The following is a 12320-nucleotide window of genomic DNA, read 5'->3' as shown; positions in this document are numbered from 1 at the left end:
GCTCTGCCGCCCCGAGCAGGCTCGACGCGGTCGCCGCCGGCCGAACTCGCCGCCGGCTGGAAGACCGCCCGCTCGCCGGGACGGCCGCGGGCCGGGGCGGGACGAGGTGGTGGACGGCCCGCTCCGTGGAAGAGTGGCTGCTTGATCCTGCCCCCCGTTACAGGCGGCCCCATGCCCGAGGCCCGGCGGGAAGCCGGACGCCGGCCCGGACAGCCGCCCGTCGGAGGCTACGAACTTGATGACGTGAACGACTCAAGCCGTGGCTGTGACCGTGCCCGCACGCGGGCGCGGGCAGCGACCGATCCATCTGCGTCATCAAGTTTGTAGCGGGCGGCACGCCACCCTGGGGACACCGATATCACGGACGACTCAGCTCGACAGGCGCCCCGGAGCACCCGCACGCCTGCGGGCCGGCTCGGCGTGGCCGTCGCGGGCCCGGTGGCCCGCCCGCGCACGAAGGCCGGCCGGCATCCGGCCCAACCGCCCATCCGCCCAGGGACGCCGAGCGGCGACCGGCCCAGCAGCCCGCCCGCCGACGGATGCCGACCGGCCCGGCTCTGCGCCGCTCACCGCCGGTCACCGCTGCTCGCGGGCCCGCGCCTTCGCAGACCAAATGGACGGTCAGGCGAGGTCGGCGAGAGCCTGGGCCAGGCGGGGCCAGACGTGGCTGCGCCAGCCGCCGTCGAGCAGGGTGAACGTGCGGCGCTGCACCGGGTCCTCCGGGTCGAAGCCGGTGTGCTCCAGGAAGAGGCGGGTGCCCCGCCCCTCGGGCACCAGCGTCCAGGTGACCACGGTGTCCAGCCGGCCGCCCCGCCAGGACCAGCGCAGCCGGCGCGGCTCGTCCAGCTCCAGCACCTCGCATTGGACCAGGCCGTCGAAGCCCTGACCCGGCCGCGGAGTGGTGCGGAAGGTGAACCGGTGCCCGCGTACCGGCCGGAAGTCGTTCGGCATGAGCCAGCGGGCCAGCAGATCAGAATCGGTCAACGCCCGCCAGACCTTCGTCGGCGGGTGTGCCAGGAACTGGTCCACCGCGATGGTGGCCGGCTCACTCATCGGGCAGCCCGTCCAGCACCTCGCGCAGGTCGGCGAGGCGGGCCCGCCAGAACCGCTCGTACGGCCCGAGCCAGTCGGAGACCTCGCGCAACGGCTCCGGGCGCAGCGCGTAGTACCGCTGCCGGCCGATCGGCTGCTCGGTCACCAGGCCGGCGTCCTTGAGCACCCGCAGGTGCTCCGACAGGCTGGGCCGGCGCATGTCGAAGTGGTCGGCGAGCTGCTGCACCGGCTGCTCGCCGCGCTCCAGCAGCAGCCGGAGCAGCTCACGCCGGGTCGGGTTGGCAAGTGCCGCGAAGACGTCCGCCACGTCAGACCCGGGTCGACTGGAGCACGATCCCGTTGCCGTCCGGGTCGTCGAAGGTGGCGTACCGGCCCCAGGGGGCGGTCTGGATGCCGCCGTCGGCGAAGACGACCCCCCGCTCGCGGAGCCGGGCCACGTCGGCGTCGAGGTCGTCGGTCTCCAGCACCAGGCCCTTGAGGGAGCCGGGCGGCATGCTCGGGAACCAGGTGACCAGGGTCAGGGCGGTGTCGGCGCGCTTGGGGGCCACCTGGATCCAGCGGCCGCCGGGCCCCATCGGGTTGTCGAAGATCAGGTCAAAGCCGAGCACGTCGAGGTAGAAGTCGCGGGCCCGGTCCTGGTCGCTGACGGGTACGGAGACGAGCTTCACGTGGGTCACGGTCATGAGCACCACAATAGGTAGGAGATTTCCTACCGGTCAAGTCGATCGTGGGCCGGCCGACCTCGTCGACCGGCCCGCGACCAGGACGAACGTCAGGCGCCGGGGTAGGGCTGCCCCTGCGGCTGGCCGTACTGCGGCTGCTGCGGCGGCTGGCCGTACGGCTGCTGGGGCTGGCCGTACTGCGGCTGCGGCTGGCCGTACTGACCCTGCGGGGCCGGCTGGCCGGGCTGCGCCGGGTAGCCCGGGCCCGGCTGGCCGGGGAACGGCTGCTGGCCCGGGGCGACCTGGCCGTACTGACCCTGGGGCTGGCCGTACTGGCCCGGCTGGCCGTACTGGCCCGCCTGCGGGGCCCCGGCGAACTGCTGTGCCTGCGCCGCCTCCTGGGCCTCCTTGCGCGACTTGAACGCCTGCACGATCAGCAGGATCGGCAGGATGAAGACGTAGATGAAGACTCGGTAACTACCACCGTCGAAGAGGAACATCAGGTAGAAGCCGTAGCAGAAGAAGGCGATGCCGACGACGATGTTGGCGACCCGCGAGAGCGTGGACTGCTCCTTCAGCGCGAGGCCGACGACGATCATCGCGATGCCGCCGAGCAGCAGCAACAGTTCGTAGATGAGGAGAAACATGTGATTCCTGTCGATCGATAACGGTGCCGGCCCACCATAGAGGAGGCCTCAGCCGTCGCGCTGCCCCGTTGCCTGTGGCAACGACCTCACTTGAGCTGGCCGGCGGTGAGTCCGGTCTGGATCTGCCGCTGGAACGCGACGTAGACCGCCAGCACCGGCAGGGTGGCGATGGTCAGACCCGCGAACAGGCCGGAGAAGTCGCCCTGGTAGCCCTGGCTGACCGCGAGCGCGGTGAGGCCCTGCGCCAGCACCCATTTGGAGTCGTCGCCCTGCATGAGGACCTGCGGCAGGATGAACTGGTTCCAGTGGCTGAGGAAGTTGAAGATCGCCACACTGATCAGTCCCGGTCGCGCCATCGGCAGCATCACCCGGAAGAAGAGCCGGAAGTGCCCACACCCGTCGATCAGCGCCGCCTCGGCGACCGACGTCGGTAGCGTCCGGAAGAACGCGGTCAGGAAGAAGACGGTGAACGGCAGCGAGTAGGCGGCGTAGACCAGGATCAGGCCGGTCCAGGTGCCGAACAGGCCGGCGTTGCGCACCACGAAGAAGAGCGGCACCAGGGCCAGGAAGACCGGGAACATCATCCCGCCGACGAACAGGTAGTAGACCACCTGCCGGCCGCGGAACTCGTACCGTGCGAAGACGTACGCGGCGGTGGCGCCGAGGAGCATGGTGAGGGTGAGCGAGCCGGCCACCACGATGCCGCTGTTCAGGAAGTACCGGCCGATGTGCGCCTCGGTCCAGGCGCGGGACCAGTTCTCGAAGCGCAGCGCGCCGGGCAGTCCCCAGGGGTCGGAGAGGATCTCGCCGTCGCTCTTGAACGAGCTGAGGAACATCCACAGCAGCGGCAGCGCGGTCAGTGCCGCCCAGAGCAGCAGGAACCCGTGCGAGAAGAGGTTCGCCACGCCCAGGTCGCGGGGCGGGCCCTGGTCGGCGCGGGCGGGCCGGGCCTGTTCCGCCTCGGCGGTGGCGGGGCGATCCATGGTGGTCACGAGTACTCGATCCGATCACGACGGCCGGTACGCAGCGCCAGCACCGCGACCGACAGGGTCAGGAACAGCATCACCACGCCGATGGCGGAGGCGTAGCCGAACTTGCTCTCGCTGCCGAACGCGGTCTCGTACATGCGCAGGCCGATGACGTCGGAGGAGAAGTTGGGTCCACCGTTGGTCATCTGCTGGACCAGGATGAAGCCGTCCAGGGCGGCGATGGCCAGGTAGATCCAGGCGACCTGCACGGTGTCCCAGAGCAGCGGCACGGTGATCCGGCGCAGCGTGGTCCAGCGCGACGCCCCGTCGAGTAGCACCGCCTCGTAGATGTCGCGCGGGATCGCCGCCATGGCGGCGCCGAAGAGCACCACGTAGAACCCGACGTTGCTCCAGACCATCACGGCCAGCACGCACCAGAACGCGGTGCGCGGGTCGCCGAGCCAGGTGGGCGCGGGCAGGCCGAACGCCCGCAGCGCGCCGTTGAGCAGGCCGTTGTTGGGGTGGTAGACCTCCTTCCAGAGCAGCGCGATGATCACCACGGAGAGCACCTGGGGGAAGAAGTAGACCATCCGGTAGACGGCCGTACCACGGACGCCGGTCACCCCGGCGCGGCCCTTGCGTCCGCCCATGTTGAGCATGGTGGCGAAGAACAGGCCGAGCCCGATGGTCAGCACCGGCACCACGGCGAGCATGATCGCGTTGTTCTTGATCGCGTTCCACACCTGGCCGTCGTGCCAGAGGGTGCGGAAGTTCGCCATCCCCACCGGGTCGGCGTGGGCCGAGTAGCCCAGCCAGTTGGTGGTGGAGATCTGGAACGCCTGCAGGTACGGCGAGAGCACGAAGACGCCGTAGAGCACCAGCGGCGGCACCAGGAAGGTGACGATCAGCGGGTACTTGCCATGCCTCACAAGAAGACCTACTTCCCAGCGGTGGACCGGTGGGGACGGTACCTTGCCCGCCCCCACCGGCCGGGCGTCACGCGGCCCGCTTGTACTTCTTGATCGAGCTGTCCTGGGCGATCGTGTCGGCGCCCTTCTGGCAGGCGTCGAGGAACTCGGCCGGGGTGCTCCGGCCGCTGAAGAACTCGCCGCAGGCGGCGTCGACCAGTTCGCGCTCCAGCTTGCGGTAGTAGTTGTTGTAGACCCAGTTGAAGCCGTTGCTGCCGGAGGCTTCGAGGGCCTTGACCACGGTGGTCAGACCGAACGGCAGCTCGACGCCCTCGGTGGTGCCGGCCACCACGGTGAGGCTGGAGACCTTCTTCGTGAAGTCCTGCGCGCCCTTCTTGGAGAGCATCACCCGGAAGTACTCCAGGCCGCCGGCGACGTTCTTCGCCTTGGCCGGCACCATGAACGGCTCACCGGCGGTGCCCCGGATCGCCTCGAACGGCAGCTTGTCGCCGCTGGTCAGGCTGGGCGTCGGCGCGATCGTCATGTTGAACCCGGCCGGAGTGACCTTGGCCTGCTCGTTCTCCAGCCAGGAACCGCAGGAGATGAAGGCGGCCTTGCCCTGGCACCAGGCGGTCTGCGACTGGATGTGGTCCAGGCCCGGCGAGCCGTCCAGGATGTACTTGTCCTTGACGATCTGGTACCAGGCGTCGGCCGCCGCCTTCATGGCGTCGGACTTCCAGGCGTTCGGCTCGAGGTTGTCGATCGCCATCGCCACCGACGGCCCGCCGAGCTTGATCGCGCTCGCGATCAGCGGCCAGCTCATGTAGCGGGGGTGCTTGCCCGCGTACGTCCACGGGGCGATGCCGGCGGCCTTGATCTGCTTGCACAGGGCGATGTGCTCGTCCCAGGTCTTGGCGTACTGCCAGTTGCGCTCGGTGAAGAGCTTGGTGGAGTACCAGATGCCGTACGCGGTGTAGGTGTAGTTGAGGACCAGGAACTTCCCGTCGTACGACCCGACCTCGACGGCGCCGGGCAGCAGCGTGTCCCGCACCTTCTTGCCGGGCTGGTCGAGGCTCGGCGCGTCGAGCAGCTCGCCCAGGTCCGCGATGGCGTTCTGGCTGACCAGACCGTTGAAGTCGATCTGGCCGGCGCCGGAGTTGTTGACCACGTCCGGCGGGGTGCCGTCGACGAACCGCGGCTGGAGGGTCTTGTTGATCTCCTGAGTGGCGGAGTGCTTGATCTCGGCCTTGGGGTACTTCTCCTTGTACATGGCCTCGTGGGCCTTGGCGTACTCCTCGCCGAAGCCACCGTTGAAGATCACCACCTCGAGCGGGGCGTCCTCCTTGACCCCGAGCGGGTTCTGCTCGCTCTTGGTGCCCTTGTAGGCGCCGGTGTTGCCCTTGTCGTCGCCGCCGGACGTGGCACAGCCGGCGAGCAGGCCGGCGGCCGGGGTGGCCAGCAGGCCGGCGGCAGCCGTGCGCTGGAGAATCTCACGCCTGTTCATCGCATCTCCTCGGTTCGGGTACGGGCGGCCGGCCGAGGGGGGACGGCGGCCGCGGCATCGAGGCACGGGGGTGTCTGGTGTTGCTCGTCTTCACTTCATTTGAAGTTGATGAAGAATTTCTACGACAGTGGAGCGTGGACCACAAGACCCGACGACCGAACCGTTATCACCACCGGTCCGCAGCGGCTGGCATAGCCTGATCTCATGCGCCGCCTGCGGCAGCTCGCCGAGCGCACGCCGGCCGGGCGGGAGCGCTACGCCGACCTGCTCCGGGCCCTCGCGATCACCATGGTCGTGCTCGGTCACTGGGGGATCACCGTCATCGGGTACGACCGGGCCGGACGGCCCACCGGGCACTCCGCCCTGGGCGACCTCCCCTGGGCCTGGCCGCTGACCTGGGTGGCCCAGGTGATGCCGGTGTTCTTCCTGGTCGGCGGGTACGCCAACGCCGCCTCGCTGACCGCCCGCAGGAACCGGGGCGGCGATGCGACCGGCTGGCTGGTCGACCGGAGTGCCCGGCTGGTCCGCCCGACCACCGCGCTGCTGGTGGTGCTGGCGGTCGGCGCGGCGGTGGCGAGCCTCCGGCACGCCGACCCGGTCCAGGTGCGCACCGTGGTCTGGTTCGCCACCATCCCGCTGTGGTTCCTGGTGGCGTACCTGGTCGTGGTGCCGCTGACCCCGCCGATGTACGCGCTGCACCGGCGCTTCGGATTGGCCGTGCCGGCGGCGCTGGTCGGGCTGGTCGCCCTCGGCGACCTGGGCCGGCTGTTCGGCCCGGCCGGGCTCGCCACCGGCAACTACCTGTTCGGCTGGCTGGCCGTCCACCAGCTCGGCTTCGCCTGGTACGACGCCCGCTCACCGGAACTGCCCCGCCGCCGGCGACTGCCGCTGTCCCGGCGCGCCGGGGCGGTGCTGCTGGCCGGCGGGCTGGCCGCGCTGGTGCTGCTGACCGTCGTCGGCCCGTACCCGGTGGTCATGCTCAACGTGCCCGGGGCCCGGCTGGACAACGCGGCGCCGCCCAGCGTGGCGCTGCTCGCGGCGGCCACCGCGCAGCTCGGGCTGATCCTGCTGCTGCGCGGCCCGGCCGAGCGGTGGCTGCACCGGTCCGGGCCCTGGCAGGCGGTGATCGCGGTGAACGCCGTGGTGCTCACCGTCTTCCTCTGGCACCTGACCGCGGCGGTGCTGCTGGTCGGCCTGCTGGACGCGCTGGGCGCGCTGCCCACCCCCCGGGTCGGCTCGGCGGCCTGGTGGGCCTGGCGGATCCCCTGGGTGCTCGCCCTCGCGGTGGTGCTCGCCGCCCTGGTCGCCGTGTTCGGCCCGATCGAGGCCCGGTCGCGGCGGCACCCCACCGGGGCCGCGCCGCCTCGTGCCTGGCGCACGGCGCTGGCCGTCGCCGGGTACGCGGGCATCGTCGCCGGGCTGCTGCTGAACAGCCTCACCCGCAAGGTGGCGCCCGAGCCGCTGGGGCTGCCCGCCCCGGCGCTGGTGGCGTACCTGGCCGGGGCGGGGGCGCTGCGACTGCTCAGGTCTGGGTGGGGAAGCCGAGGTTCACTCCGCCGTGCCGGGGATCGAGCCACCGGCTCGTGACCACCTTGCCGCGGGTGAAGAACGCGACCCCGTCGGCGCCGTGCGCGTGCAGGTCGCCGAAGAGGGAGGCCTTCCAGCCGCCGAAGGAGTAGTAGGCCATCGGCACCGGGATGGGCACGTTGATCCCGACCATGCCGACCTCCACCTCGTGCTGGTACCGCCGGGCGGCCCCGCCGTCGTTGGTGAAGATCGCCGTGCCGTTGCCGTACGGGTTGGCATTGACCAGGTCCACCGCCTCGTCGTACGAGCCGACCCGGACCACGCTGAGCACCGGGCCGAAGATCTCGTCGGTGTAGATGGACATCTCCGGGGTGACGTGGTCGAACAGGGTCGGGCCCAGCCAGAAACCGTCCGGCTCCCCGTCCGGGGTGACCGCCCGGCCGTCCACCACCGGCACCGCGCCGGCCGCGATCCCGGACTCCACGTAGGAGCGGACCCGCTCGGCGTGCGCGGCGGTGACCAGCGGTCCCATGTCGCAGCCGCGCCGGCCGTCCCCGGTGCGCAGCCCGGCCATCCGCTCGGCGATCTTCGCGACCAGGGCGTCGGCGACCGGCTCGACCGCGACCAGCGCGGAGATCGCCATGCACCGCTCCCCCGCCGAGCCGAAGCCGGCGTTGACCGCCGCGTCGGCGGCCAGGTCCAGGTCGGCGTCGGGGAGCACCACCATGTGGTTCTTCGCCCCGCCGAGCGCCTGCACCCGCTTGCCGTTCAACGCCCCGCGCTGGTGCACGTACCGGGCGACCGGGGTGGAGCCGACGAACGACACGGCCTTCACCCCGGGGTGGTCGAGCAGCGCGTCGACCGCCTCCTTGTCGCCGTTGACCACGTTCAGCACGCCGTCGGGCAGGCCCGCCTCGGTGAACCACTCGGCCAGCAGCAGCGCCGCGCTCGGGTCCTTCTCGCTCGGCTTGAGCACCACGGCGTTGCCGCAGGCGACCGCCACCGGGATGAACCAGAGCGGCACCATCACCGGGAAGTTGAACGGCGAGATCACCGCCACCACGCCGAGCGGCTGCCGCAGGCTGTACGAGTCGACCTCGGTGGAGACGTTCTCGCTGAAGCCGCCGCGCAGCGCCGCGGGGATGCCGCAGGCGTACTCGATCACCTCCAGGCCGCGCTGCACCTCCCCGGCGGCGTCCGCGAGCACCTTGCCGTGCTCGGCGGTGATCACCTCGGCGAGCCGGTCGCGGCGGGCGTGGACCAGCTCGCGGAAGGCGAAGAGCACCGCCGTCCGCTTGGCCAGCGAGGCGTCCCGCCAGGCGCGCGCGGCCCGCTCGGCGGCCTCCACGGCACCCGCCACGTCCGCGGCGGAGGCCAGCGCCACCTGACCGGTACGCCGGCCGGTGGCCGGGTCGAAGACGTCGCCGCGCCGCTCGGAGTCGCCGGCCACCCGCTTGCCGTCGATGTAGTGCCCGATGCTGTTCATGCCGCCACCTCCACCGCTGCCACCGACGTCCGGATCGCGTCGACCAGGATGGCCAGGCCCTCGCGGGCCTCATCCTCGGTCAGGGTCAGCGGCGGGCCCATCCGCACCACGTTGCCGTAGAGGCCGCCCTTGCCGACCAGCAGGCCACCGGCCCGGCAGGCCTCGAAGACCCGGGTGGTCAGCGCCGGGTCCGGTTCGGCGGTGCCCGGGCGGACGAACTCGACACCGAGCATCAGGCCCTTGCCGCGTACCTCGGCGACGCAGTCGAGGTCGGCCGTGGCGGCGCGCAGCCCGTCGCCGAGGATCGCGCCGACCCGCGCGGCGTTGGCCTGCAGGTCGTGCTCGAGCAGGTAGTCCAGGACGGCGTTGCCGGCCGCGGTGGAGACCGGGTTGCCGCCGAAGGTGGAGAAGCTGATCGCCGGCACCGACTCCAGCACGTCGGCCCGGCCGACCACGCCGGCCAGCGCGAAGCCGTTGCCGATGCCCTTGGCGAAGGTGATCAGGTCCGGGGTGACCCCGTGCGCCTGGTAGCCCCAGAAGTGCTCGCCGGTACGCCCCCAGCCGGTCTGCACCTCGTCGCTGATCAGCAGGATGCCGTGCTCGTCGAGCACCTTCTTCCAGGCCGCGAAGAGCCCGTCCGGGCCGTGCACGAAGCCGCCGACGCCCTGGATCGGCTCGGCGATCAGGCAGGCCACGTCGCCGGCGGTCTGGGTGGCGAGCACCTCGCGCAGGTCCTCCACCGCCGCGTCGATCCGGTCGCCCTCGTCGAGGCGGGCCAGCAGGCCGCGCAGCCGCTCACCGGAGTGCAGCCAGGCCACCTGCAGCGGGTTGAGGGCGCTGGCCGTCCAGCCCCGGTTGCCGGTCACGCCCATCGCGGCGTACGAGCGGCCGTGGTAGCTGTTGCGCACGGCGAGGATCTGGTGCGAACGGCGGTAGTTGGTGGCGACCAGCAGCGCCGCCTCGTTGGCCTCGGTGCCGGAGTTGGTGAAGAACACCCGGGCGTCCGGGATGCCGGAGAGCCGGGCCACCTTCTCGGCCAGCTCCACCTGCTGCCGGATCAGGTAGAGCGTGGAGCTGTGCACGATGCCGGTGCGCAGCTGCCGCTCCACCGCCTCGCGGATCTCCGGGATGTCGTAGCCGACCATGTTGGTCAGCACGCCGCCGAAGAAGTCCAGGTAACTGCGCCCCTGCGCGTCGGTGACCCGGCGGCCGGAGCCGGAGACCAGCTCGATCGGTTCGGCGTAGTAGAGCGGCATCCAGGACGGGAGCACGGCCCGGTGCCGGGCCAGCAGGTCGTCGGAGGTCATTCGGCGCACCCTTCAGCGGCGGTTGGTCCTCGCACGCTCTCACCGGGTGACCGCCGGGACAACTGTCACCCTGTAGCGCAGCGACCGCCCACGCCTGACACCACGTCAACCATCCCACCGCGGTTTCCGGAGCCGAACGCGCTCGACACCCACCTTTCCGCTGGCCTTCCGGCTGGTCAACCACTCGATCCGTACCCGGTGCCGGAGCGGGGCGGCCCGCGGTCCGGGCCGGGCCGACCCGCGGGGCGGCAGGTGCAGCGCGGCGGCGAGCAGCCCGAAGGCGGCCCAGCCGGCGGCCAGGGCGGCGCCCGGCGAGACGTCCTGGAGGTAGTGGTAGCCGGCGAGGAAGCCGACCAGGGCCAGGCTGTTGCGGGCGAAGTGCCGGGTGAAGTCGACCAGCTGCCGGCGCGCCTCCACGGCGACCAGCACCCCGGCGTACGGGAAGGTGACGACCATGCCGCGCAGCAGCTCGCCGAGCAGCCCGGTGAGCACCGCGCCGACGAGGATCACGGCGAGCTTGACCGGCGCGGCGAGCCCGCCCCGCCGCTCGGCCGGCGGCTGCGCCGCCGCCGCGGACACCGGCGCGGTCGGCGGCCGGCGCCCGAGCAGTGCCATCGCCACCGCCCAGAGCGCCACGGTGCCGGCGAGGGCCACCTCGAACGGCGGTGGCACCGCCCGCAGCCCCACGCTCAACGCCACGTACGCCGCGACCCCGGCCAGGTCGGCGAGGAGGATCGGCCAGCGCCACCGGCGGTGGGTGACCGCCACGGTGAGGAAGAAGAGGTTGAGCCCGAGCACGCCGAGCAGCTGCGCCCCGTTCACCCGGTGCCCGGTGGCGACCAGGGCGAGGGTCATCGGCAGCGGCAGGCTGTAGATGAAGGCGCGGACCCGGACCGACTGGATCAGGCTGACCGCCCAGACCACGGCGGTCACTACGACCACGGCACCCCAGGTCACGGGCCGCTCAGTCCTCGAAGGTGGCGGCGTCGGCGCAGAGCCGGAAGATCCGGGTCAACCGGTCCACGTCCGCCTGGTTGACCGAGAACTGGTTCTCGCTGATCTCGCCGTGGGCCGTCATCCTCGCCTCCCAGCAGCTCGAACCGTCCCAGAGGGTCAGGTTGACGTGCAGGTGCGAACCGACCGCGGCGAACGGGAGCAGGCCCACCCGCACGCCGGCCCGGCGCTGCTGCTCCACCAGGTCGGTCAGCTCGTCGGTGAGCGTGGCGTAGACGAAGATCCGGGTGATCCGTACGCCCCGGGCCAGGGCGGCCAGGTTCGCCTCCCAGTACCGCCGGCCGATCTCCCCCCGCCACCAGCTCAGCTCGCCGCTGACCCGGGGCATCACGTTGGTCAGCCCGAGCAGCTCACGGGCACAGTCCCGGGTGGCTCCGACCAGGTCCTCGTCGTCGTCCCCGGGTCGGATGATCCGGCCCGCGGCGAGCTGCTCGGCCGCCAGCCGGAACTCCTCGTAGCGGCGCTGCGCCTCGGCCGCCACCCGGGTCCCGGCGTGCCGCTCGGCCGCCTCGCGGACCGCGCCGGCGAGCTGCGGGGTGGCCCGGACCAGCCAGGGCGGCCCGTCCAGCAGCGTGCGCAGGTGGAACCGGCGCTCGGCCCGGGCCAGCGAGTCGACCAGCAGCGAGATGGTGATGCCCATCAGCCCGGCCAGCAGCGACTCGACGCCGGTGGCCGCGTTGGTCAGGTCCAGCGTCACGGACAGGAAGATGGACAGCGTGATGCCGATCAGCGCGACCGGGTCGGTGTGCGCGACCAGCCGGGCGAAGCCGTCGGCGGGCCCGGCCCGTCCCCTGGAACGTCGACGCACCACGTCACCCGCCATCGGCCCCTCCGGTCCCGTCCCGGCACCAGGGTAGCCACGATCCACAACGGCCGGTCCCCACCTGCCGGCGGCCGGTAGCATCCGCCGGGTGCGGACGACGGAGGTGGCGCTGCCAGCCGGGACGACCGGGGTGGAACTCGCCGCGGGGGTACGGGCCTGGGTGGAGTCGCCGCCGCTGCGCGGGCTGGTCCGGCACTTCGGCGGCGACTGGCCGGCCGGGGACGTGCCGGCGGTGCTGGCCGGGCTGGACGACTTCTCCGCCCGGCACTGGGACTTCCGGGAGGGCCGGGAGCGCCCCGACGCGCGGGAGCCGGCCTTCGACCCGGCGACGGCCCGCCTGGTGCTGGCGGCGGCGGACGCGCTGGGCCTGGTCCGGCCCGCCTCGCCGGCCCTGCCCCGCTACGCCCACCTGCTGGTGCTC

Annotated in this window: 12 protein-coding genes and 1 pseudogene; 2 read left to right on the top strand and 11 right to left on the bottom strand. The window is 72.1% G+C overall.

Going from position 1 to position 12320, the window contains the following annotated elements:
- Positions 1–621: 621 nt before the first annotated feature.
- From ACWEVO_RS15305 to ngcE, 7 genes are all read right to left on the bottom strand, one after another.
- The gene (locus ACWEVO_RS15305) at positions 622–1053 is read right to left on the bottom strand and encodes an SRPBCC family protein (protein ID WP_452308156.1); all 432 of its coding nucleotides are present in this window, start codon (positions 1051–1053) and stop codon (positions 622–624) included.
- Positions 1046–1360 (bottom strand): ArsR/SmtB family transcription factor, encoded by a 315-nt coding sequence (locus ACWEVO_RS15300; RefSeq protein WP_452308155.1) that lies wholly within the window; start codon positions 1358–1360, stop codon positions 1046–1048. The genes ACWEVO_RS15305 and ACWEVO_RS15300 overlap by 8 nt, the downstream gene beginning before the upstream one ends.
- Position 1361: 1 nt before the next feature.
- The gene (locus tag ACWEVO_RS15295) at positions 1362–1736 is read right to left on the bottom strand and encodes a VOC family protein (protein WP_452308154.1); all 375 of its coding nucleotides are present in this window, start codon (positions 1734–1736) and stop codon (positions 1362–1364) included.
- An 89-nt stretch (positions 1737–1825) separates the two neighbouring features.
- A complete protein-coding gene (locus tag ACWEVO_RS15290; protein ID WP_452308153.1) occupies positions 1826–2362 on the bottom strand; it encodes a hypothetical protein in 537 nt (178 codons plus the stop codon).
- Between the two features lie 86 nt (positions 2363–2448).
- Positions 2449–3345 (bottom strand): carbohydrate ABC transporter permease, encoded by an 897-nt coding sequence (locus tag ACWEVO_RS15285; protein ID WP_452308157.1) that lies wholly within the window; start codon positions 3343–3345, stop codon positions 2449–2451.
- A gap of 5 nt (positions 3346–3350) precedes the next feature.
- Positions 3351–4259, bottom strand: coding sequence for a carbohydrate ABC transporter permease (locus ACWEVO_RS15280; RefSeq protein WP_452308152.1), 909 nt, complete (start codon positions 4257–4259; stop codon positions 3351–3353).
- A 67-nt stretch (positions 4260–4326) separates the two neighbouring features.
- Positions 4327–5742, bottom strand: coding sequence for an N-acetylglucosamine/diacetylchitobiose ABC transporter substrate-binding protein (gene ngcE / locus ACWEVO_RS15275; protein WP_452308151.1), 1416 nt, complete (start codon positions 5740–5742; stop codon positions 4327–4329).
- Between the two features lie 204 nt (positions 5743–5946).
- On the opposite strand from ngcE, the gene ACWEVO_RS15270 reads away from it, so the two are divergent.
- Entirely contained in the window at positions 5947–7329 is a 1383-nt protein-coding gene (locus ACWEVO_RS15270; RefSeq protein WP_452308150.1) for an acyltransferase family protein, read from the top strand.
- Here ACWEVO_RS15270 and ACWEVO_RS15265 read toward each other — a convergent pair.
- From ACWEVO_RS15265 to ACWEVO_RS15250, 4 genes are all read right to left on the bottom strand, one after another.
- On the bottom strand, positions 7265–8755 hold the full coding sequence (locus ACWEVO_RS15265; RefSeq protein ID WP_452308149.1) for a CoA-acylating methylmalonate-semialdehyde dehydrogenase: 1491 nt from the start codon (positions 8753–8755) through the stop codon (positions 7265–7267). The two genes, ACWEVO_RS15270 and ACWEVO_RS15265, sit on opposite strands and share 65 nt — an antisense overlap.
- A complete protein-coding gene (locus ACWEVO_RS15260; RefSeq protein WP_452308148.1) occupies positions 8752–10062 on the bottom strand; it encodes an aspartate aminotransferase family protein in 1311 nt (436 codons plus the stop codon). The genes ACWEVO_RS15265 and ACWEVO_RS15260 overlap by 4 nt, the downstream gene beginning before the upstream one ends.
- Before the next feature lie 105 nt (positions 10063–10167).
- Positions 10168–11019, bottom strand: coding sequence for a hypothetical protein (locus ACWEVO_RS15255; protein WP_452308146.1), 852 nt, complete (start codon positions 11017–11019; stop codon positions 10168–10170).
- A gap of 7 nt (positions 11020–11026) precedes the next feature.
- On the bottom strand, positions 11027–11899 hold the full coding sequence (locus ACWEVO_RS15250) for a hypothetical protein (RefSeq protein ID WP_452308145.1): 873 nt from the start codon (positions 11897–11899) through the stop codon (positions 11027–11029).
- Between the two features lie 88 nt (positions 11900–11987).
- On the opposite strand from ACWEVO_RS15250, the pseudogene ACWEVO_RS15245 reads away from it, so the two are divergent.
- Positions 11988–12320, top strand: a pseudogene (locus ACWEVO_RS15245) (hypothetical protein); the annotation flags it as partial.

The sequence above is a fragment of the Micromonospora sp. NPDC003776 genome (assembly GCF_053605645.1).
The sequence above is the reverse complement of the archived record's forward strand: the minus strand, read 5'-3'. Positions and strand labels throughout refer to the sequence as shown.